At 60.7% G+C, this 20037-nt stretch carries 23 protein-coding genes and 3 pseudogenes; 11 read left to right on the top strand and 15 right to left on the bottom strand.

The features are described 5' to 3' along the window. Positions 1 to 166: 166 nt before the first annotated feature. Positions 167 to 993: pseudogene (locus tag ACQUST_RS14410) on the bottom strand (IS5 family transposase). Between the two features lie 457 nt (positions 994 to 1450). On the opposite strand from ACQUST_RS14410, the gene ACQUST_RS14405 reads away from it, so the two are divergent. Next, positions 1451 to 2002, top strand: a complete 552-nt coding sequence (locus tag ACQUST_RS14405; RefSeq protein WP_435130065.1) for a hypothetical protein — start codon at positions 1451 to 1453, stop codon at positions 2000 to 2002. Positions 2003 to 2890: 888 nt separating this feature from the next. Here ACQUST_RS14405 and ACQUST_RS14400 read toward each other — a convergent pair. Further along, positions 2891 to 3706 carry a hypothetical protein gene (locus ACQUST_RS14400; RefSeq protein ID WP_435130062.1) on the bottom strand — a complete coding sequence of 272 codons (816 nt, stop codon included), beginning with the start codon at positions 3704 to 3706 and terminating at the stop codon, positions 2891 to 2893. A 371-nt stretch (positions 3707 to 4077) separates the two neighbouring features. On the opposite strand from ACQUST_RS14400, the gene ACQUST_RS14395 reads away from it, so the two are divergent. Next, the gene (locus ACQUST_RS14395) at positions 4078 to 4398 is read left to right on the top strand and encodes a sporulation protein (protein WP_435130060.1); all 321 of its coding nucleotides are present in this window, start codon (positions 4078 to 4080) and stop codon (positions 4396 to 4398) included. Between the two features lie 96 nt (positions 4399 to 4494). Here ACQUST_RS14395 and ACQUST_RS14390 read toward each other — a convergent pair whose 3' ends face one another. Further along, positions 4495 to 5169: a hypothetical protein gene (locus ACQUST_RS14390; RefSeq protein ID WP_435130057.1), complete on the bottom strand. Its 675-nt coding sequence runs from the start codon at positions 5167 to 5169 to the stop codon at positions 4495 to 4497. A gap of 162 nt (positions 5170 to 5331) precedes the next feature. Between ACQUST_RS14390 and ACQUST_RS14385 the strand changes: the two genes are divergently transcribed. Then, a complete protein-coding gene (locus ACQUST_RS14385; protein WP_435130054.1) occupies positions 5332 to 6105 on the top strand; it encodes a hypothetical protein in 774 nt (257 codons plus the stop codon). Here ACQUST_RS14385 and ACQUST_RS14380 read toward each other — a convergent pair. The 4 genes and pseudogenes from ACQUST_RS14380 to ACQUST_RS14365 form a co-directional block, all read right to left on the bottom strand. Then, complete coding sequence (locus ACQUST_RS14380; protein ID WP_435130051.1) at positions 6098 to 6706, bottom strand: hypothetical protein; 609 nt, start codon at positions 6704 to 6706, stop codon at positions 6098 to 6100. The genes ACQUST_RS14385 and ACQUST_RS14380 overlap by 8 nt on opposite strands. A gap of 109 nt (positions 6707 to 6815) precedes the next feature. Then, positions 6816 to 7100 (bottom strand): annotated as a pseudogene (locus ACQUST_RS14375) (DUF7342 family protein); the annotation flags it as partial. 11 nt (positions 7101 to 7111) lie between these two features. After that, positions 7112 to 7609 carry a type II toxin-antitoxin system VapC family toxin gene (locus tag ACQUST_RS14370; protein WP_435130048.1) on the bottom strand — a complete coding sequence of 166 codons (498 nt, stop codon included), beginning with the start codon at positions 7607 to 7609 and terminating at the stop codon, positions 7112 to 7114. A 6-nt stretch (positions 7610 to 7615) separates the two neighbouring features. Next, a complete protein-coding gene (locus ACQUST_RS14365; RefSeq protein ID WP_435130045.1) occupies positions 7616 to 7927 on the bottom strand; it encodes a hypothetical protein in 312 nt (103 codons plus the stop codon). 147 nt (positions 7928 to 8074) lie between these two features. Here ACQUST_RS14365 and ACQUST_RS14360 point away from each other — a divergent pair, with 147 nt between their 5' ends. From ACQUST_RS14360 to nadC, 7 genes are all read left to right on the top strand, one after another. After that, positions 8075 to 8956 carry a hypothetical protein gene (locus tag ACQUST_RS14360; protein ID WP_435130089.1) on the top strand — a complete coding sequence of 294 codons (882 nt, stop codon included), beginning with the start codon at positions 8075 to 8077 and terminating at the stop codon, positions 8954 to 8956. A gap of 138 nt (positions 8957 to 9094) precedes the next feature. After that, positions 9095 to 9283: a hypothetical protein gene (locus ACQUST_RS14355; RefSeq protein WP_435130042.1), complete on the top strand. Its 189-nt coding sequence runs from the start codon at positions 9095 to 9097 to the stop codon at positions 9281 to 9283. A 91-nt stretch (positions 9284 to 9374) separates the two neighbouring features. Continuing rightward, the gene (locus ACQUST_RS14350) at positions 9375 to 9818 is read left to right on the top strand and encodes a hypothetical protein (protein WP_435130039.1); all 444 of its coding nucleotides are present in this window, start codon (positions 9375 to 9377) and stop codon (positions 9816 to 9818) included. A gap of 53 nt (positions 9819 to 9871) precedes the next feature. Beyond that, the gene (locus ACQUST_RS14345; protein ID WP_435130036.1) at positions 9872 to 10045 is read left to right on the top strand and encodes a hypothetical protein; all 174 of its coding nucleotides are present in this window, start codon (positions 9872 to 9874) and stop codon (positions 10043 to 10045) included. Positions 10046 to 10159: 114 nt separating this feature from the next. After that, the gene (gene nadA, locus ACQUST_RS14340; protein ID WP_435130086.1) at positions 10160 to 11284 is read left to right on the top strand and encodes a quinolinate synthase NadA; all 1125 of its coding nucleotides are present in this window, start codon (positions 10160 to 10162) and stop codon (positions 11282 to 11284) included. A gap of 2 nt (positions 11285 to 11286) precedes the next feature. Next, positions 11287 to 12792, top strand: coding sequence for an L-aspartate oxidase (locus ACQUST_RS14335; RefSeq protein ID WP_435130083.1), 1506 nt, complete (start codon positions 11287 to 11289; stop codon positions 12790 to 12792). Continuing rightward, a complete protein-coding gene (gene nadC, locus ACQUST_RS14330) occupies positions 12779 to 13594 on the top strand; it encodes a carboxylating nicotinate-nucleotide diphosphorylase (RefSeq protein ID WP_435130033.1) in 816 nt (271 codons plus the stop codon). The genes ACQUST_RS14335 and nadC overlap by 14 nt, the downstream gene beginning before the upstream one ends. Here the strand turns inward: nadC and ACQUST_RS14325 are convergent. From ACQUST_RS14325 to ACQUST_RS14315, 3 genes and pseudogenes are all read right to left on the bottom strand, one after another. Further along, positions 13567 to 13734, bottom strand: coding sequence for a hypothetical protein (locus ACQUST_RS14325; protein ID WP_435130030.1), 168 nt, complete (start codon positions 13732 to 13734; stop codon positions 13567 to 13569). The genes nadC and ACQUST_RS14325 overlap by 28 nt on opposite strands. A 405-nt stretch (positions 13735 to 14139) precedes the next feature. Next, complete coding sequence (gene thiC / locus ACQUST_RS14320) at positions 14140 to 15588, bottom strand: phosphomethylpyrimidine synthase ThiC (protein ID WP_435130027.1); 1449 nt, start codon at positions 15586 to 15588, stop codon at positions 14140 to 14142. Positions 15589 to 15694: 106 nt separating this feature from the next. Continuing rightward, positions 15695 to 16276 (bottom strand): annotated as a pseudogene (locus tag ACQUST_RS14315) (NAD(P)/FAD-dependent oxidoreductase); the annotation flags it as partial. A 75-nt stretch (positions 16277 to 16351) separates the two neighbouring features. Between ACQUST_RS14315 and ACQUST_RS14310 the strand changes: the two are divergent. Then, positions 16352 to 17182 (top strand): IS5 family transposase, encoded by an 831-nt coding sequence (locus tag ACQUST_RS14310; protein ID WP_435130024.1) that lies wholly within the window; start codon positions 16352 to 16354, stop codon positions 17180 to 17182. 190 nt (positions 17183 to 17372) lie between these two features. Here the strand turns inward: ACQUST_RS14310 and ACQUST_RS14305 are convergent, their stop codons facing one another. The 5 genes from ACQUST_RS14305 to ACQUST_RS14285 form a co-directional block, all read right to left on the bottom strand. After that, entirely contained in the window at positions 17373 to 17777 is a 405-nt protein-coding gene (locus ACQUST_RS14305; RefSeq protein ID WP_435130020.1) for a helix-turn-helix domain-containing protein, read from the bottom strand. Positions 17778 to 17843: 66 nt separating this feature from the next. After that, positions 17844 to 18827, bottom strand: coding sequence for a sulfite exporter TauE/SafE family protein (locus ACQUST_RS14300; RefSeq protein WP_435130080.1), 984 nt, complete (start codon positions 18825 to 18827; stop codon positions 17844 to 17846). A gap of 17 nt (positions 18828 to 18844) precedes the next feature. Further along, the gene (locus ACQUST_RS14295; protein WP_435130017.1) at positions 18845 to 18994 is read right to left on the bottom strand and encodes a DUF7512 family protein; all 150 of its coding nucleotides are present in this window, start codon (positions 18992 to 18994) and stop codon (positions 18845 to 18847) included. A 92-nt stretch (positions 18995 to 19086) separates the two neighbouring features. Further along, positions 19087 to 19539, bottom strand: a complete 453-nt coding sequence (locus ACQUST_RS14290; protein ID WP_435130014.1) for a DUF6691 family protein — start codon at positions 19537 to 19539, stop codon at positions 19087 to 19089. Then, the gene (locus ACQUST_RS14285) at positions 19536 to 20036 is read right to left on the bottom strand and encodes a YeeE/YedE family protein (RefSeq protein ID WP_435130011.1); all 501 of its coding nucleotides are present in this window, start codon (positions 20034 to 20036) and stop codon (positions 19536 to 19538) included. The genes ACQUST_RS14290 and ACQUST_RS14285 overlap by 4 nt, the downstream gene beginning before the upstream one ends. Position 20037: the final 1 nt, after the last annotated feature.

Here is a 20037-nt window from a genome sequence, read left to right as displayed (position 1 = left end):
CTCATGTTCGCTATCTCGAACATAGAACCGGTCTGTGAGCCACTCTAATCGTGACTTAGCATCTATTCAACACGGCATTCCAGACTGCTCTGTAGGATCGCTACACTGAGCTTGATTTCGACGTTTTCACTCGGTCACCGAACGGGCAGAAACCGAGCGACTACGGTTAATCTGCCGGATATCTGACTGCTCGACGAAGATTGTAGACGGCACATTTGAGGACCATCTCTCTGAATTCGAGGTGCCAGCTTCGCGCACGCACGGCGGAGCCGAGCGTGCGCTTGATCGAGGAAAAGACGGTTCAGCCATCCAGCGGCGGTTGTACCAGAGGCTGTTCATCCGGGCGTTGTGCGCCAGATCAAGCGACGAGTAGATACGGTGTTTGATCAGCGGGCGTATGCCGTCTTCACGGAGTTCGTCACGGAACGGTTTGCCATCGTAGCCGCGGTCAGCGGCCAGTGACCGCAGGTCCTCGGCGTTGCGCCGAGCGACCTGCGGACCGATCTTGGCGTCGTGTTTCTTCGTGGTGGTGCAGTGAACGTCGAAGACGTACAGCGTTTTCACGTCCACGAGGGCGGTAACTTTCAGCGAGCGAACGCGGTAGTGTGCTCGCTGGGCGTAGTGACGCGAGGGCTGGTCACGATCGAAGCCAGTTGCGTCGATTGCGGCGTGGCCAGAGCGTTTCTCGGCTGATGCGCCGAGAAACGCTCGGTAGGTCTCCATCGGAATGGTCTCGAACCAGTCACGGAGAACGGTGAAATGGGGAAGCCGCGTGAGGCCGAGTTCTTCGAGAATGCCGGGCATCTCGCTCAGAAGGTCGATCGTCTGGCGATAGGACTTCCCGAGTTCGATACGAATGGCCTGGAGCGCGAGCATCACCCACTCGGCGAACCCGCCACCCCCTTCGGGGTCGGCGGGTTCGCCTGGATTCTCGACAACGCTTTTAGCTTTCGCGACCGAATTACGGGTGAAGAGACGGAATTCAGATACCAAAACAATCTGTCTCTTCGCTTTCTACGAAGATAACGGAATCGTAGCGTCGCCGTCTAGCGATCCTACAGAGCAATCTGCTTGTAAATTTCGAGCTTCGCTTCCTCCTCCAGTTCCTTTTCCTCGATGATCTCCTCGAAGATCTGAAGCAACCGCACCGTAATCGTTCGGTTCTGTGGCGACATCTCATCGAGTACGTCTTCAAGCTCGTCATCAAGGTCCTCGACCGTACCGCTCGCCCCGCGATTTGTATACAGTACGAAGAATTCCGGCTTTGTTGAAATGATTTAGAGTTGACACTGTAGAGGGCCGTTCTCCTCATCGAATTCTACGGACACAATGAAAAACTAGCGTCTCATAAAATCGCAAGACGGCGAGAGGGTTTCAACAGAGCTAGAAATCCTAAAACAGGCCCTTGAGCCTACCTGCGTTTTTTACCATCTGGCACGAAGCGTGATGTATGAAACGGCGTCAGTTACTCCGGCTTAGCGGTCTTTCCCTAACTGTCCCTCTTGGTGGCTGTGCTTCGATAGGAGAGTCAGACAAGGAATCAAAGTTTAGGTTCACAAAGACGGGCGGGATACCGGTTGAAGTACGCACAAGCGACTTCGCTCGTTCGTACCCCGGGCAAGAGCCCTTTGCTGAAGTTGTTCTCGGTGAGAACTCGGAAACTGCCGAAAATTTGCACGGAGTGGAGGTGTATAACGATTCTGGGAATCCGGTTGATATCTCTCTCACGGTCAACCGGGAGTCGGATGAAGGCGCACTGGTATTGGAGGGCGAGGGAGCGGTTTCAAATGGCGAGTACATGGTGATTGCTATTTCGCGTCCTGCGACGTACATCAACACACTTGAGGTGAGTGGAGACGGTGTGAATCTTCAGAAAACCTTTGACGTGCCACAGAGCGTGTGGAACGCGGCCCCGAGAGACGATGAAGGGCTTAGTCCAGAGCATAACGTCCATATCCAAAAGAACGGGATCGACGTAAGATTCGTTGGGGAAGAACGATAGGCACGGTTCAGTACATCTCCGTTGGCAGCAACATCCCAAAACCAGTCAGTACAGGGACGTATTTACAATTAAGGAAACAACAGGTCATGACGACAGATGCCCGACCCTACACCCCCGACTGACGCCCGCACCGCACTCCTGGCTGCTGGGGCTATCGGCCTTGCGTCCCTCCTCGGTTTCTCGCGCTCGCCGCGACCGGTGGAAACGTCGCGCCCCGATTCGACCAGTGGTACCTCATCGGCTTCGTCGGCCTCTTCCTCATCGGTGCAGTACTGGTTCCGGCCACCCCTGTGTATCTCTACCTCCGCTATGGCCTCGTATCACCAGTCGCCGTCCTCGTTGGGATGCCGTATTCTGGCTCGTCGTCGTGCCCACAGTCGGAACCACCGACGGCTTGACGCTCCCCTTCATCGTGCTCTATTGGCCAGCTTACACCGCGCTCTACGCCGTCACTACCGGTGCCGAACGCTGGCTCCGGGCAGGCGGCAACTCACCTACTTCCGGGTGACGACCAACACTTCACTACCTGTCGTTGATAGCGTGGTTTCTTCATTCCGAATAGTGGCCGAAACAGCCGATACACTTGCAGTTCTAACTAACGGCTGTTTCAGCTGGAAAGGTGTCGAACCAATAGGATTTCAACAGAGCCGCCCGCCTCTCTATCTCCAGTATCTGGCAGCTGATACGGCTCCGCTACTCGGCAAGAAAGGGACCGTAGTGTCCAAGATTCGGAGGACGACCTCGTCGATGTGGTCTCCTACAGGATTTCGAACGTGGCGACAGGACTGTGACCGACGACGAGATGGCGTGTATCCACCCGATTAATTCGGAGAGTTGAGGACAGCGTCTACCCGCACAATCGCAGGTGTACGTAGACACGGCAGTGTTTTACTCAAGTCCGCGGAGATCCGGGTTGACATATTCAGGAATGAACTCAAAGGAGAAGCGGTAGTGTCGTCGATTAGCGGCTTCCGTTCCTTGGATGTATTCGTTAGCCTTGAGGACGGTGCCGTTCGCCGTCATGCGGACGGTTGCGTGATAGTCGGAGACATTCGCGGCGTCGTAGAGCTTCCCGCTCGTGTACTCGTTCGCCTTGAGGACGATGACGTGACCACGCTCGGTTTCCGTGATGTTTGTAACGGTGAAGTTCCCGCGCTTGAAGATGCCGCGGAGCGGGTTCACGCCGGTTGTGAGCCCACGGAGCGCACGGTCAAACCCCGCGGTGAGATTCCGTGTGTTCGCAAGTGTCGTGTTTCCGTTGACGACGACGTGTTGCCTGATAGCGGTTTCATTCGCCATGATGGTCGTCGAGCGCGTCATCGACACATTCGGTCCAGTCGTAACACCCTGTGACTCGTAGGCGACCTCCGTGAGGTTCGCCGTCGCCGTCGCCGTCGTGTTCGCGTGTACCGTCCGATCCAGCAAGGACGCATTGGTCCGCATCACGATTTTCCCGGGCATCCCGACGACATTCGTCTCGTGTCGCTCGGCCAGAAGCGTCGCGTTTGTCACACCATCTTCGCTGAGCCCATGCGGCAGGAGTGCAAGTTCGGACTCGGTCACTGCATCCGCCGTAGTCGTGGTCGCCGCGGGCGTCGACGTCGCCTGTCCGCCGAGACCGCTGCAGCCAGCGAACGCGACAAGCACAACGAGCGCGAGCAAACTGTACGCGTGGAGGGACTGTCGAGGACCTGTTTCAGACACTATCTCCACATCTCACAGTCAGCAAGATAACTCCACGGAAAACCACCCAGACCGACGGTAGAACCTGGTTCTATCGAAATCCTCAAAATCTGGATCACGCGTTCTTCGGAGAGGCCAGTTAGCTGGATTCGAGAGATTCGGCCCAGGTCATGAAGTTCGCGAAGACGACCATTACCACGTTAAAGAACACGAGGAATACCCCGCCATGGACGAAGTTGAATTGGCCTAAGAAAGCCAGCGAAACGAAGAGAAATGCAGCTAATGCAGCGAGAGTCCCTGCCAGATACATGCGTAATTAAGTTTCCATACGTCAAGAACAACTCTTGAGACGATAAATGTAGATAGGCCAATGTGTCATACAACCTAAAATATTGGCTCTGTTGAAACCCTATTACTTCGACACTATTCTCGGTGGAACAGCCAAGCCTCGGGGCTTGACCCCGAGGCGGTTGACTCAGGAGTTCGAGTTCCGCGCAAGTTCCGGCCGATTCCGTGACAGCCTCGACGAAGTCGAACTCATCGCCCAGCCAGGTCCCGACGAACTGGAGCTGTTCGTCGAAATCGACCGTCGGGGTGGCCTCCTCAGTGAGATGGCGGAAACCGACGAACGCAAAGCTCGGACGACGATCCGGTCGACGGATCTCGAGACGGTTCGTGACGAGGTCGAATCGCTGATCGAGACGCACGCCTGATGGATCAGGCTGCTGTTCTAGGTCACACCGTATCCTGACGGGGGCGCCCGCCGTCGATCCGGAGTCCCCGGGGCGGCTGTGCCGCAGGATCGGGCCTTATCGGCGGAACGGGCGCGCCAACCGTCGCAGGATGCGTTTGCCGTTCGAGCGAACGAACGCGACGCCACCGACGTTCGACTCGTCGAGCGCATACCTTGCTGGACTGCCTTCCTGGTCACTGACTCGGCAGATCATCCCGTCGTCCGTAGCGAATTCGAGGACATCGCGGACGCGGGATTCCGTGAGATCACATCCCTCAGCGAGTTCTGGAACTGTTTTCGGTCCCGCCTGGAGTTCGTCGACGACGAGATGTGCGTGGTTGAGTATCAGCATCATTTCGCTCGTCCCCAAATCCGAATGTGACTCGTGCGTTGGCTCCTCGAGGAAATCCCGGCGCGCATCGAGCAGAATCCAGACGCCAGCCAGAAACGTCAGACCAGGGAACCACGCCGGCCCACCAGTGGCGGCCGCAATAGTGAGTTCGTATGCGAACCACGCTAGACTCCCGACGGCAACAAAGACACCAATGCCGGCGTGAACCCACCGGTTGTCGACCGAGGGAGTGTCTCTCAAGATCTCGACCGTTTCACCCAGCCCGAGGGCAAGCACGATCGCACCGAGCGTGTCGACGTCCCGCGTCACACCGTAGAAGATGGCGAGAAACGCAAGTATCGAGAGGACGTGTCTGATCGTCAGTCGCTCACGGGCGGTCCGAGCGAAACCGGGGACCATACGTGGCCACTAGCTCGAACTGTCAATAAGTACTACGCCCCAAGCGAGTAGCCGACCGTCGTGGAACTGTCCGGATTATACATTCTCGCCCAATCAGAATGAATCTCCAGGGAAAAGACCGACAGAACCAAGCCCTGTTCTTAGACAATACGTGTCACGTGCATGGCCCTCCCAGATGGTCTGTCTGTGACGACGTTTTTCGGCGGTGCGATGCTCCTCGTCGGCGGAATCGTTCTCCTCGTGAGCGCGCGGTACATCTGGCGAGCCACCGCCATCCTTCGCGCGACAGACCGTGAGACGCTCGATGGCGTCTCTCCCAACGCACTCGTTCGAGTCGCCGGCACCGTCGCTGCAAGCGATGATGATGATGATGATGATGTCCTCGTTGCTCCATTCAGTGGCGTCGACTGCGTCGCGCTCCGGTATCAGATCGAGGAACGTCGGCTCTCCTTCCTCTATCTATTCCCGTGGTACGTGACGGTTCACGAGGCGACAGCAGCCGTTCCGTTCACCGTTCTAACGGAGAGTGGTTCCGTGTCTGTCGATGAGCCCGTGCGGACAGTCGCGCTCTCGTCTCACGTCGTCGAGACGACGCGTGCTACTGCCGAACCGACCGAACGAATTACCACCTTCGAACGCGACCATGAGGCGATCCCAGCGTCGACGCGGTGGCAGCACTCACCCGGATTTCTCGCTCCGCTCGCCCGTGCGCTCTCACTGGGGACGCGGCGATACAGTGAACAGCGCGCTGCAGTCGGCGCGGACGTCACGGTGGTCGGCCACATCACGCCTGACGGAGCAGGACTCGATCCGATCGTCGTCTCCGATGGCTCACCGATAGCGACGGTCGGTCGAATGGCGAAAACGTCGATCGCGGGCGTCCTTATCGGGGTCATAGGACTACTGCTTGGATACTTCCTCTTGTTTCTCACGTAGCCGGGTCGGTCAACACGCACCGCCCCGCCGCCGGCCCAGCTCCAGCCCCGGCACAGCTGGCTGCACTCGCGCTCGCACCCGGCGCGGCCGCCGCCCCACCGACGACGATCGCGGCGTCGTCGGTCTGGCTGTAGTCGCGACACTCGCCCCAGGCGACGGGCGTGATTTCGTCGTCGATGTCGTCAGCCGCAAGGACGGCGTCACGAAGCTGCGACAGCGAGAACTCAGGGTCGGTCGCATACTGGTCGACGAGCGCGTCGGTGAGGAGGACGCGGCGGCACGTCTCGGCCTCGAAGAGTTCGTCGCCGTCGAAGGTGAACTGAATGTCGTAGTGCCGGATAAACACGTCGTCGAAGGGCGCTTGCAGGGCACTCGCGGCTTCGCCGACAAGCTCCCAGACGAGGTCTTTGTCGGGTGTCTCGACGCCCTCGTAGGTGTCGTTGTGGAGAGTGGTCTTGCTCGTCGTCACGTATTCACCCTCAAACGCGTGGTGTGTCACGTAGTTAGCAGCCCACAGGAACTCGTCGACGGTATCTTCGAGGAGTGCGGCGTCGGCACTGTCCACGTCAAGTTTCACGGGAACAGTTCGCCGCTTCTCCATACATCAAATGTAATACTGATGGTTAAAAACGCTGGGGGGTCGCCCCTCTCGTAGTCGGTGGATTGTTACACGGAGCTGACGCGCTTCCTCCCACACCTGAAGGGGTGGGTTTCCGTGCTTTATCCGCTATGAGCGTACGGATTTCCTCGAAGAGCAGGCGCGTGTAGTCCGGCTGATAGCGCGTCGTCTCGCCGGCCTCGACGCGACGCAGCTGGCTCTGGTCGACGAGCGCCTTGAGTTCCTCGTTGGTCGTGCTCCAGGCGGCATCGGCCTGCTCGCTGATCCAGTTGACCGACCGGGGTTCGCGAAGCGTCTCGACGACGGCTCGAATACGGTCGCGGGCGCTCATCGACTCAGTCCACGACTGGACACTATCTCGAGGGGGTTCGGACATGCGTGGGACTGCTAGCTCTGACTGCGATACGGAAGCGTTGTCACGTCGAACGCATCGTAGTGTCGGTCGTAGGTGAGGATGTGATCGACCGCCAGCTCGTCCATGTGTGCGGCGACAACGAAATCGGTAAACGATGCATCCAGGTCGGTCCACTCGACGAACGTCGCTTTCGCGTCATCGAAAACGTCCTCGGAGACGGATTCGAACTGATACAGCGTGCTTTCGTCGAGCGTCGTCAGGAACGACGCCGCGTTCCGCATCGACGCCTGTTTTTTCAGCCGCGTAGCGGCTTCGTCGACGATGTGATCGTTGACGATCAGGCGACGATAGGGGAGGTCACCGTCGCGGACGAAGGCCATGAACGCCCGCGAGACTGCGTGCATCTGATCCTGGGGGTTGAATAATGCGTACAGGAACTTCGGACCGACGACGACCTGATGACGGACGTGACCTGGGCGAAAATGCTCGGCTGTGACCGTCCCGATCGGGGTTTCGACTGGTTCAGCCATCCGAGTTCAAGATTGTGCGGACGGGTCCTCGGCGAGCGTGAACGACTGGTCGCTTCCGTTCCATTCATCGACGAGATCGTCTTCGTCGCGAGCGTCCGTCTCCGCCGTCTCCGGAAGGGACTCGTCCTCAAGATCGTCAAGGACGGTGAACGCTGGGTCGTTTGGGTCGGCTTGCTGCTGGCGTTCGATCCACTCGATCAGCGCCTTGTGCCCGGCTTCTTTGAGCGAGAGGCCGTGTTCGCTCGCGAACTCGCGGAAGCGTTCGTATTCGTCCTCGTTCAGTTCAGTTTGAACGTGCTTGGTGTCGTTACTGCTCATAGGGACCCAGTTGCTACTCTCAGCTACGGTCTCATGAAGTATAAGATGTTCGCATGGCTTAGTTTATGGCCCAACTCAAACCGGAGACGGAGCGGACACTGGCCCTGACGTTGAAATACGAAACCGACAAAAGCTATGAGCCAACCAATGCACAACCGATATTCTGACTTTGAGGAACTGCGGCCGACCGGTGAGTCGTCCCACATTCCGGACACGAGGCTGGACGACGGCTGTGAGGGTGCCCCCCGGCGGCACCGCGTCGCGACGAGCTCTAGTGGCTACCCTGATGTGCCGACGGCCGCCGATGGCGAGTGCAAGTCGTGTGGGGCGTCAGTCCCAGACGGCCAGACGAAATGCCGGTTCTGTCTCACTAACCATCTCGGAAGTGACGCCACTAGCACGAACGAGACAGCGTCGACGACGTTCCTCGGCATCGTCCACCTGGTCGTCGAGTCGACCACGTTCTACGGCGCCGTCGCGAAGGGCGGCGCCGCGGCGAACCTCCTCTCTGCCAACGAGGCGGAGCCGGCCGTCGACGACTACACGCTCATCTACGATCTCGACGAGGCGCCGGCGCGCCAGCTGGCCGAGCAATGGCCCTCACTTCCCGACGCGGTACAGGTGGCGTCAGAGGAGGAAGAGCGGCTTCTCAGTGTCGCCCGTGACCGGACTGGGTGGCACGGGCAGGAAGCGTCGGAGCGTCAGGAGCAGGCCCCGACGCGGCTCTACGACCAGCGTGGGGACGGCATCCGCGACGCGTCGCGTCTCGACGCGGTCCTCGACGATGCCGACGACGCGGTGTGGCTGGTTCCAGCGATAGCGCTGACCGAATCCGCCGGCGAAGCTGGGGCTGATCGGCAAGAGTCGTCGATACCGACGAGGCAGGACCTCGAGTGTCAAACCTGTGGACGGGCGATCGACCATCGGTTCAACACCTACGAGTCGGTCCCGGATGAAGCGTGGACGGGGCAACCGATCTGGGAGTGTCCGGTGTGTGGTTCGGCTCGCTACGGCCCCAGTCTCGAGTAGCCCCAATGCTGAGCGTCGATTAACCAACAGTCTGGGACTACTGTCGAGGTTCGTTGGTTAAGGCCGTGATTTCCTGCAAGCCCGACGCCAGTCTCGATGGGGCGTCTTTCCGCGCCGGCGAGCGGTGAGGCGCTTCCGATGAAGCAAGAGTTCAAACAGGGCTACCGGATGCATCGTATACTCAGCAATCTCAACCGACTCGACGTCGGCCGATTAGACGACGCGGATCGAGAGCGAGTCGAGACCGCGAGAGACCTCCTGGAAGAGGTGAGCCTTCTCACGCGGCCGGGCGACGGAGCCGGGGCGGACGCCCACGCAGACTCCTAACTGGCGTCGTCGGCCACACCTCGGGAGGCACCTCTCGCGTCGGTTTATCGCCCCCGACAGGGGTGCGGGGGCGACCCCGTGAAGTCCAGACATGGCGACACTGCAAGCTGCGATGATCCCCGCGAGCGAAACCTACGAGGCGATCGACGCCCCGGAGGCCCTGGGAGTGGCCCGGGACGCCGCCGACCATCCGGCGCTCAGGTGGTTCGCCCCCGCGACCGGCGCCCTGGTCGCGCTCGGGTGGACCATCAGCGTGTACATCCAGCCGGCGTCCGCGGACCTCCTGCGGGGGCGGGTGACGCCCCTGCTCGGCGTGCTGTACGCTGGGTTCACAGCGGTATCAACCGTCATGACGTCCAAGTCCGGCGCCATCCGGGAGCAGGTGGGGGCGGAGCGCTGGATACACCGGCACGCGCCGGTCGGTCTCGGCGCGGTGTACGCGCTGTCGTTCCTGTCCCGCTGCTGGCGGTCCCGGCATGCTTCACGCGCCGCACCGTCCTCGGCGCGACCAGCTTCTTCCGGGACACGTACGTGAACGAGCGCGCGGGGACCGCCGGGCGCGCGACCGTGTTGTCGGCGGTGGCGTTGGTGCCGGTGCAGGAACGCATGCCGGCCCAGGTCGGCGTCGGGGAGGTGGCGGACGCGACGCAGCCGCTGGCGGCGGTTGCACTCGTCGGCGGCCTGCTCGCGTTGGCGGACCTCGGAATCCGTGCTCACCAACCCGGGGAGCCGGCCACCGAAAACACCGTGGCGATGGACTAGTGGAGCCCGCCGGTTTAGAGACTATAACTCGCCGGCGAGCCGTGTTGAACACAAAATCTTTTCATAATGCCTATCCGAAGTCTGGAATACTACGGTGACCTCCACGTGACAGAAATGGATACCGCGTCGTTCGAGACGGACCTTAGTCTCTTCAAGTACGACAACCTCGAACAGCTACCGTCGGAGTACCGGAATTTGACCGAGAACGCGCGGACGAGGCGCATCGAGGCCGCGCGCGAGGAACTCGGCAACGACGTCGTGGTCCTCGGCCACAACTACCAGCGTCGCGAAATTGTCGAGCACGCGGACTTCATCGGGGATTCCTACCAACTCTCGAAGGAGGCCGCGAACGCCGACGCCGACTACGTGATTTTCGGCGGCGTAACGTTCATGGCCGAGAGCGCGGACATCATCACGGACGACAGCCAGTCCGTCATCCTGCCCTCAATGGAGGCCTCGTGTCCGATGGCGGGGATGGCCGAAGCCCTGCAAGTGGACGCGGCGTGGGCCGAGATTACGGCCGCCGCGCCCGACCAGACCATCATCCCCATCACGTACATGAACAGCTACGCCGACCTGAAGGCGTTCTGCGCCGAGCAGGGCGGGCTGGTGTGCACGTCCTCGAACGCCGCCGACGCGTTCGAGTGGGCGTTCGAGCGCGGCGACAAGGTGCTGTTCCTGCCGGACAAGCACCTCGGCGAGAATACCGCCCACCGCCTCGGGTTGGCAGACTCGACGGCGGAGTGGGACCCGTGGGACCCCGAGGGGAAGGACGCTGACGAGGTCGCAGACGCCGACATTATCCTCTGGGACGGCTACTGCCAAGTCCACGAGCGCTTCACCGCCGAGCACGTCGCCGATCTCCGCGAGCGCCGGCCTGACGCGAACGTCGTCGTCCACCCCGAGTGCCGCCGTGAGGTCGTCGAGGCCGCCGACGTGGTCGGGTCCACGTCCACTATCACGCAGACCGTCGAGGACGCCGAGCCCGGCGAAACGTGGGCCATTGGCACCGAAATCCACCTCGCGAAGCACCTCGACCGCTGGCACCCCGAGGTGGAGGTGTTACCACTCTGCGGCGACGCCTGCATGGACTGCAACGCGATGCGGCAGATTGACCCGAACTACCTGACGTGGGTGCTCGAAGAACTGGTCGCGGGCCGCGAGCGGAACGTCATCGAGGTGGCGCCCGAGGAGAAGGAACTCGCACAGGTCGCGCTCGACCGCATGCTGGAAGTATGACGATGGAGCACCAGACCCCAGACGTGCTCGTCGTCGGCTCCGGCATCGCTGGCTGCGCCGCGGCACTTGCCGCCGCCCGCGAGGGCGCCGACGTGCTCGTCGCGACGAAGGCCGAGCGCCCCGAGCACGCGAGTTCAGACTGGGCGCAGGGCGGCATCGCTACCACCCGAGGCGGCCCCGACCAACTCAAGCAGGATATCCTCGACGCGAGCGCCGGCGAAGCCGACCCCGAGGCCGTGGACGTACTCGTGAACGACGCCGCCGATGCCGTCGAGGACGTGCTCGTGGACACGCTCGACGTACCCTTCGACGAGGACGGCGACGGCTTCGACTACGCGCAGGAGGCCGCGCACTCGGAGGACCGCATCCTGCACGTGGACGCCAGCACCGGCCAGCACATCCTCCGGCCGTTCCTCGCACACCTCGACAACCACGACCAGGTCGAGATGCTGGAGGACACCGCCGCGCTCGATTTGATTACCGACGAGGGGCTCGTGGCGGGCGCGCTGCTCGACCGCGACCCCGAGACTGGCGAGGAGTCGACGACTGGCACCCCCGTGTTCGCGGGTACGACCGTCCTCGCGACGGGCGGCGTCGGCAGCCTCTTCCGTCGCTCCACGAACCCCGCCGGGTCGACCGGCGACGGCGTCGCGATGGCCGCCCTCGCCGGCGCCGACGTGACCGACATGGAGTACGTGCAGTTCCACCCGACCGCGTACGACGACGAGGACCCGTTCCTCGTCTCCGAAGCAGTGCGGGGTGAGGGTGCAGTCCTGCGGAACGCGGACGGCGAGCGCTTCATGCCCGACTACCACGAGGACGCCGAACTCGCGCCCCGCGACGTTGTCGCGCGCGCCGTTGAAGCCGAACGCGAGGAGACTGATGAGGTGGTCCTCGACGTATCGCCGCTGGACTTCGCGAGTGAGTTCCCGGACCTCGCCACCACGTGTGAGGAGCGCAGCGTTGACTGGGAGGCCGGGATCTCGGTTGCGCCCTGCGAGCACTTCCTCTGCGGGGGCGTCACAGTCGACACCGAGGGGCGCGCGAGCCTCGACCGGCTGTTCGCGGTCGGCGAGTGCGCCCATACCGGCGTCCACGGCGCCAATCGGCTCGCGTCCACGAGCCTGCTCGAAGGCCTCGTCTGGGGGCGGCGTGCGGGCGAAGCTGCGGTCGGCAGGGGTCCGGTGGAAATCGAGCCGCCGGAACTGCTTGATCGCGACCCCGACCTGCCCGCCGGGTTTGCCGACGACAAGTTCCGGCGGCTGCGCCGCCTGATGGACGAGTATGTCGGCTTGCGCCGCACCCACAACGACCTGGAACGCGCGCAGGGCGTGCTCCGCCGGCTGAAGGGAGAGGTCGATGCGTACGTCCGCACGCGCACTGCCCGCGACCTCTACGAACTGCGGAACGCCGCCGTTGTCGGACTGCTGATTGTGCGACAGGCCCGGGAGCACACCGAGAGCGTCGGCTGCCACCACCTCACGGAGGCCCCGGATGCCGGTCACTGACGCGGACGTGGAGCGCTGGCTCCGCGAGGACCTCGGGCACCACGACGTGACCAACGACGTGCCCGGCAGCACCGAGGGCCGCCTCATCGCGAAGGAGGCAGGCGTCGCGGCCGGTCTCGACGCCGCAGTCGCAGTGTTCGATTACCTCGGCTGCGACGCGGACGCGGTGGTGAGCTCCGGCGACCGCGTCGAACCCGGGGACGCAGCCCTCCAAGCCACAGGCGACGCACAGAGCGTCCTGCGCGCGGAGCGCGTCGCGGTCAACGTCGCGGGGCACGCGTCCGGCGTGGCGACGAAGACGCGGCGCGCCGTGGACGCCGCCCGCGAAGTCAGCGACGCGGTTGAAATCGCGGCCACCCGGAAGACGACGCCCGGCATGCGCGGCGTCGAGAAGCGCGCGGTGGTCGCGGGCGGCGGCGACACCCACCGCCTCGATCTCTCGCACATGGTCATGGTGAAGGACAACCACGTCGCCGAGATGGGACTCGAATCGGCGATTCGGCATTTCCGTGAGCGAAAATCGTTCGCCACAAAACTCGAAGTCGAAGTCGAATCGCCCGCGGACGCCCCCCAGGCTGCCGACGCCGGCGCGGACATCGTCCTACTGGATAACATGACCCCCGCCGAGACCAAGCGCGCGGTCGACCTGCTGGACGGCGCCGCGCTCGCGGAAGCCAGTGGCAGCATCACCGTCGAGGACGTCCCCGCGTATGCCGCGACGGGCGTGGACGTCATCTCGATGGGATCGCTGACGCACTCCGCGCCCAGTCTCGACTACTCGTTCTCCACGTCGGTCGCGTGACTGTCCAGCGGGTCGGCCTGCTCCCACTCGCGCTCGAACAGTCCGCGGGGCCGGTCGAGTGGCGCGTCCTTACGGAGTTCGACCGCGCCGAGGCGCTCGCCGTCCACCGCATCGAAGGTTGTCGCGAGGCCAGCCGTCACCCGGACGGCGATGACCTCACGGCCCGCGTACGCTTCGCGGACCGGTTCCGGCGGCGACGAGCATCCGTACGTGGATGTTGCTCGGCAGTGTTCCTCTGAACGCCGCTAGTTCCGGTTCGTACTGTTCCCACGGTGCTTGTCGGCGCCATCGCCGTCAACGAATCGCTGAACCCCGCAGGCGTCCTCGGAATGGCGCTCGTCGTCGCTGGCATCGTCGTCCTGAACGCCGTCTCCGACGCATCGGCGCACTAGCCGTCGAGCAGGGACTTCCCCGTCATCACCGCGGGTTTCTCCACGCCGATGAGCGACAGTAACGTCGGGGAGATGTCCCGGAGCGCGCAGCCTCCCGGGACCGGTAGCCGCCCGGGAATTTGACCAATATGATTTCAGTAGCGCTACAAAAGATTAATCATCGGCGTGTGATTCTTCAGGAGTGAATGTGACACCATTGATTTCAATCTCATCGGGGACGCCACTCGTATCATGCGTACCAACGGGCGGTAAATTGACTCCTGCAGCGGACGACGTATCGAGGTCTGTCTCGTCGTCAATCGACGACATCTCACCGTCCGCCGCTCGTGCATCTTGATCAATCCGCATCGAGCAGAACTCGACACCGCACATCGAGCAGAAGCGGGCCTCCTTGTAATTATCGCCGGGTAATGTTTGGTCATGGTAGGCCTGGGCCCGTTCAGGATCCAGTGCGAGCTGGAACTGCTTGCGCCAGTCGAACTCATAGCGAGCTTCAGAGAGCGCATCATCCCAATCACGTGCACCCGGTAGATCGTTTGCGACATCTGCTGCGTGGGCCGCAATTCGGTAGGCGGCAAGCCCATCTCTTACGTCTTCTTCCGCAGGGAGACCGAGGTGCTCTTTGGGAGTTACATAGCACAACATCGCTGCCCCGGCACGAGCAGCTTCAGTTGCACCGATCGCGCTCGTGATGTGATCGTAACCTGGTGCGACATCAGTGACTAGCGGGCCGAGAACGTAGAAGGGTGCACCGTCACAGACGTCCTGTTGGCGTTCGACGTTATCGGCAATCTCGTTCATCGGGACGTGTCCGGGGCCTTCAACCATGACTTGGACACCATGGTCCCATGCGGTCCGCGTCAGTTCACCGAGTGTGTCGAGTTCGGCGAACTGGGCTTCGTCGCTCGCATCTGCAAGACAACCGGGGCGGAGGCCATCGCCCAATGAGAACGTCACGTCGTGTTCCGTGAAGATCTGGCAGATATCCTCGAATTTTGTGTATAGCGGGTTCTGCATACCGTTCTCTTGGATCCACTGGGCGAGAATCGACCCGCCCCGAGACACGATACCGGTCTTGCGACCGTCTGTTAGCGGGAGATGTTCCATCAGAACGCCAGCGTGAACCGTCATATAATCGACGCCCTGCTCGGCCTGTTTCTCGATGATATCAAGCAACAGCTCATGAGTGATGTCGGCAGGGTTGTCGACATGTTTAATCGCCTCATAGATCGGAACCGTTCCGACGGGGACGGGAGAATACTCAATGTTGGCCGTGCGAATCGCATCAAGATTGTCACCGGTCGAGAGGTCCATGACCGTATCCGCACCGTAATGGACTGCCGTGTGGAGTTTCTGGAGCTCGCCGTCGATGTCGCTCGTTGTATCGCTATTACCGATGTTCGCGTTGACCTTCGTGGAAAACTCACGTCCAATGATCATCGGATCCAGCGAATCGTGAGCCTGATTACTTGGAATAACTGCGAATCCGGCAGCAACTTGCTGTCGAACAAATTCTGGCTTACAGTTTTCACGCTTGGCAACTCGTTCCATCGCGGGAGTGATTTCGCCTGCTTTGGCCCGCTGAAGCTGTGTCCTCGACATTAATTCTCGAGTGGTACCACTAGCTGATATATTTGGGTGAAGTCTCCCGAGAGATCAGTTAGTCCGGATTTGATAGGATCTAGTTTCATCAATACAAGGGTTGTGGTTAGTTGAGATAAGCGGCAATTTCGGACTTTGTTTCTCGCCAATAGTTCAAGAGGAGAGATAAATCACTAGGATACAATAGCTTCATAATTTTCCACTTGATTCCATCGTTAATATCTGAAAGGGTATCTCGAGAGAGCTTGTTCAAATCTTGCATGAGTCGGTCGTCCCGTTCGTTTGGTGCAAGGTATAGCAACCTCGTCATCATCAATCGTCGGTCTTGTCTGGGAGCAACTTGCTCGTTCCAGAGGTCGTCGTAGACTCCCATCTCCTCAGCAGAGGTGTTTTTCGTCCGCGTCAGACAGCGGTCGCCTTTCATTGCAGCTGCGCGAGCTGATTTCATACACTTGTAGATTCCCTCTCCCCAGACAGGATCAACCGACGGGACAGTATCACCGATCGCCATGAACGAATCAGTACTCATCGATCCGGGGGGCTGTACATGTGCTGATCCCCGAACGGGACTCTCTGCGATTTGTCTGGCGTTCTCGAACCGTGGGTCAGTATCAAGCCAATGTTCGAGATACCCGTCGACGGTGCGATCGTGAATAGCGTTTTCTTGATAGCATTCATTCTGGATATAACGGCTCTATTGAATCCGCAGACAGCGTCGGGATGAGTCGTTAGAACGTTGGAAGTGAAGCGGGAGAGTACAGTTGTGCAAAAGGTACTCTTCCGCTTCGTTACACAAGCTGTCTCGATAGCACGAAAACTTACTGATGCGGCGCTGATGCAGATCAGCCATCCAGCTGGCAACGGCGTTGCCGGCTGGAAGCACGCCGTCCTCCATTTTCTCCGGCTTCACATGGACGCAACGCTCCAAGAAGTCCTCGACTGGGCCGAGGAAATGGAGCGAGTGCGAGCCGCGCTCGTTCTCGAGCGCGGCGGGTTCCCCGGCCCATCCGCGCTCTGCAAGTCGTTTGACCGGGCACCGATGTGCATCTGGCGAGAGCTGCTCCGACTCTCGTCGGAGCTGCTCGACCAATCCGGTCACGCCGCTATCGACGCCACCTACTTCGACCGCCGGCAGGCGTCGAACCATTACCTCAAGCGGTGTGACCGTGAGGTACAGACCGTTCAAGCCACGTTTCTCGTCGATACCGCGCAGGGCGCGGTTATCGACGTTCATTGTAGTGCGAAGTGGCCCAACGGATCGAATGTCGGCCCGCAGGTCGCTCTGCGGAACGCAGGCGACCTGCGGAGCCTCGCCGCCGACAAGGGCTACGACGATATGAGTTTCCGCGAGGAACTTCGCGCAGAAGGCGTTCGACCGCTGATCAAGCACCGCGTCTTCGCACCGTACGACCACGCGCACAACGCCCGGATCGACGATGACCTCTGCAACCAGCGGTCGGTGTGTGAGACCGTGAACTCGGTAATCAAGCGCTCGTACGGCTCCGCCGTCCGAGCGCGAGCGTGGTATTGCCAGTTTCGTGAAATTGTGCTCGCCGCCGCAGTCTACAACGTCGAACAAGCCGTGAAACAGTGAATCCCGTCGCCCTCTGCGGATTCAATGAAGCCGTCCTGTACCGAATCGTCTCGTTCTTCCGAAACGCCGTTTAGTAACAGTCAGAGCGAGATGCCCGGGCTTTGATCGTTCACACTATCTAAGCTTGAATCACTCGTCCTGATGTATCCTCACCCATCTCAGGGCTATAACTCAATTGTGAAACACCGATTTAGCTCTCAGCCGGTGTGGCAGGCTGCGGTTCGTTCCCGTATTTCTCTTCGAACTCACCGATGAGCTGGCCCATTTTCGCGTACCAGTCATTGAGCGTTCGCTGCATCTCGTTCGTGATCTCCTCAGCGTCGCGAGGATGGTAGACGTGGTAGTAGCCACCCTGTTCGTAGTTCACCTGTTCCTTCTGGATGAAGCCGGCCTGGAGCAGGCGCTGAACGCTACGATACGCAGTTGACCGTTCACGGTCAATCTGTTCGGCGATTTCGTCGACGGTGAGTGGTTCCTGGTGGTCTTGAAGCAGCTGGAAGATGTCCTTATCAATCTCCTTGAGATCGTGGAAACACTCCAGCAGCCCCTCACACTGCATGTCCTTCCGGAGCATCTCGCTCATTGAGTCAGCCATTACTAACAGAAGATAGGAGATACAGCCTCAAAAGTGTTTGTTTAGTTGGTACAATACTGTACCGATCTATGACGTGGTGAGTCGACACCACGTTCCAGTCTCGTCGTTCCGGAGTCGACAGACAGCAGCGAGGACAACAGCACTGCTGACGAGGAGCGCAGCCCCGAAGATGAGCACGGTACTCACAGTATTGAGAAAGTCAATACCGTAAACCGTCCCGATCTTGTTTGAGGCGACTGCAACACTCCCGGCGAGCAGCATCGCAGCGAAGTATCCCTTGATTTCGTCTTCATCGACGAGATTTGTCGCCCCCGCCCCGATGCGTGCGCCGAGCGCACTTCCGATGAGCAAGAAGGCGACGACAGGTATCGCAACAGACCCAGACTGTGCGTACGTGAATGCGCCGAACGCCCCTGAGATCGTGATCTGGAGGATGTCGGTCCCGACAGCAATAGCGGCAGGGACACCGAGTCCGTACATCATCGCCGGCATCAGGAGGAACCCACCGCCAACGCCGAGGAACCCTGAGAGGACTCCAATAACGAGTCCAACCGCGAAGATGATCGTCGCAGAGACGCGGACACCCCCACGTAACGTCACCATCGGCGGAATGTGGATCGACTGGACTCGATCTGCAAGGTCATTACTGGCTTCGGTGGTCTCCTCATCGGACCATGCGTCCCGTAGCGTGAGCAACCCAACAGCGGCGAGAAGCCCGACGTAGGCGACGTTGATGATGAGATCAGCCATCCCAGTGGCCTCCAGAAAGAACACGACACTCTTCCCACCCTCGATGCCGAGGGTCATCGCGACCGTCATGATTACCGCGAGCTTGTAGTCGACCTGGCCGTGGTCACGGTGGCGCAGCGCACCGATAACGCTCGTCCCGAAGACGAACGCGAGGCCGCTCCCTACAGCCACCGTCGATGGATAGCCCATGACGAGCAACGCGGGTGTCACGAGGAACGACCCACCCATCCCGAAGAACCCGAAGAGGGTCCCGATGAGTAGCCCGAACCCGATGAAGACCACCACCATGGTGAGGCTCATGCCGAAGATGGCCATCTTTAGGCACCCCCGACGGCGTCAATCACAGCTGATCCGACCGTACTACTGAGCGCACCGTACACGACGTACAGGGCGATAGCCTCCGAAAGGACGAGTCCCACGGTGGCGACAGCCTGTACTGAACCGTTCATACTCTCGAGTCCGAACATGTTATGCGACCTCCTTTGTCTTGTTTTGTAATTCCATTATTACACAATACTACTGGCCTGCGTCGATTCTGTAGGAGTGCGAAACCATTGGGTTAGCTGCCTCCAGTATTGTCGCCTGTGAGCGAGCGGACGTACCCCTGGGCATACGCACCGAGGAACATCCCCGCAATTGCCCAGAGAATGGGGTAGTTGCCGACCCCGAAGCTGGCGTAGGCCGCACCGGGGCAGATTCCAGAGACCCCCCATCCGACGCCGAAGATGGCGCCTCCGATAACGACGTTGCGGTCGAACTCCTTGACGCGTCGCGTGTACTCGCTGGCGGTGAGCGGCGCCCGATCGAGGAAGCGCGTCGCCACAGCGAACGTGATACCGGTGACAACAGCGGCGCCACCCATCACGAACAGGAGACCGAAGTCGTCGAACTGGAGGAAGTCCAGCACGACTTCCGGACGAGCCATCCCGCTGATGGCCAGCCCAAGGCCGAAGATTATTCCCCCGACGTAGATGATGGGGAGGAACCACGGGCTTCGAGTCTCGTTGTTCATGGTGATACCCCCAGTGCTTGGACGAGTTGTGCGGTTCCGATGGCGAACGCCAGGAAAGTCGCGACGTTCACGAGCGACGTGTTCGAGAGCGAGCCGACGCCGCAGACGCCGTGCCCGGACGTACAGCCCTTCCCGAGACGAGTCCCGACGCCTACCAAGATACCGCCGCCGAGCAGCCGCCACCACTGGACATCAGTCGTCCAGATCGTTGGATCGGGGGCGAGGGCAAGTCCCCAGATGGCGGCACCACTGACGATGCCGAGCGTGAACACGACCCGCCAGTTCCGTGACTGAACGTACTTGAACCGGTTGAACCGGTCAACATCCGAGACGTATGACAGCGTCGACTCGAGGAACGTACTTGCGCCCGCGATGATCCCGGTTGCGAGATAGATGACCGCCGCGCCGAGCCCGACGAGCAACCCGCCGAGGAGGTACGGCAGTATACCTCGCGGAAAGAGATCACCGACTGCGAGTAGTGGGACGAGTGTCTCCATC

Origin of the sequence: Halobaculum sp. D14 (assembly GCF_051195135.1) — an archaeon.
GTDB lineage: Archaea > Halobacteriota > Halobacteria > Halobacteriales > Haloferacaceae > JBNTKA01.
Note: the sequence above shows the minus strand (reverse complement) of the source record. Positions and strands in the feature narration are given on the sequence as shown.

What these genes read in the sequence shown, in the direction of transcription:
- nadC (WP_435130033.1), top strand. Translation starts at nt 12,779, where the DNA reads ATGCCGGTCACTGACGCGGACGTGGAGCGCTGGCTCCGCGAGGACCTC.
- ACQUST_RS14305 (WP_435130020.1), bottom strand. Translation starts at nt 17,777, where the DNA reads ATGGCTGACTCAATGAGCGAGATGCTCCGGAAGGACATGCAGTGTGAG.
- ACQUST_RS14380 (WP_435130051.1), bottom strand. Translation starts at nt 6,706, where the DNA reads ATGGAGAAGCGGCGAACTGTTCCCGTGAAACTTGACGTGGACAGTGCC.
- ACQUST_RS14295 (WP_435130017.1), bottom strand. Translation starts at nt 18,994, where the DNA reads ATGTTCGGACTCGAGAGTATGAACGGTTCAGTACAGGCTGTCGCCACC.
- thiC (WP_435130027.1), bottom strand. Translation starts at nt 15,588, where the DNA reads ATGTCGAGGACACAGCTTCAGCGGGCCAAAGCAGGCGAAATCACTCCC.
- ACQUST_RS14390 (WP_435130057.1), bottom strand. Translation starts at nt 5,169, where the DNA reads ATGGTCCCCGGTTTCGCTCGGACCGCCCGTGAGCGACTGACGATCAGA.
- ACQUST_RS14385 (WP_435130054.1), top strand. Translation starts at nt 5,332, where the DNA reads ATGGCCCTCCCAGATGGTCTGTCTGTGACGACGTTTTTCGGCGGTGCG.
- ACQUST_RS14360 (WP_435130089.1), top strand. Translation starts at nt 8,075, where the DNA reads ATGCACAACCGATATTCTGACTTTGAGGAACTGCGGCCGACCGGTGAG.
- ACQUST_RS14355 (WP_435130042.1), top strand. Translation starts at nt 9,095, where the DNA reads ATGAAGCAAGAGTTCAAACAGGGCTACCGGATGCATCGTATACTCAGC.
- ACQUST_RS14365 (WP_435130045.1), bottom strand. Translation starts at nt 7,927, where the DNA reads ATGAGCAGTAACGACACCAAGCACGTTCAAACTGAACTGAACGAGGAC.
- ACQUST_RS14350 (WP_435130039.1), top strand. Translation starts at nt 9,375, where the DNA reads ATGGCGACACTGCAAGCTGCGATGATCCCCGCGAGCGAAACCTACGAG.
- ACQUST_RS14285 (WP_435130011.1), bottom strand. Translation starts at nt 20,036, where the DNA reads ATGGAGACACTCGTCCCACTACTCGCAGTCGGTGATCTCTTTCCGCGA.
- ACQUST_RS14405 (WP_435130065.1), top strand. Translation starts at nt 1,451, where the DNA reads ATGAAACGGCGTCAGTTACTCCGGCTTAGCGGTCTTTCCCTAACTGTC.
- ACQUST_RS14300 (WP_435130080.1), bottom strand. Translation starts at nt 18,827, where the DNA reads ATGAGCCTCACCATGGTGGTGGTCTTCATCGGGTTCGGGCTACTCATC.
- ACQUST_RS14335 (WP_435130083.1), top strand. Translation starts at nt 11,287, where the DNA reads ATGGAGCACCAGACCCCAGACGTGCTCGTCGTCGGCTCCGGCATCGCT.
- ACQUST_RS14290 (WP_435130014.1), bottom strand. Translation starts at nt 19,539, where the DNA reads ATGAACAACGAGACTCGAAGCCCGTGGTTCCTCCCCATCATCTACGTC.
- ACQUST_RS14370 (WP_435130048.1), bottom strand. Translation starts at nt 7,609, where the DNA reads ATGGCTGAACCAGTCGAAACCCCGATCGGGACGGTCACAGCCGAGCAT.
- nadA (WP_435130086.1), top strand. Translation starts at nt 10,160, where the DNA reads ATGGATACCGCGTCGTTCGAGACGGACCTTAGTCTCTTCAAGTACGAC.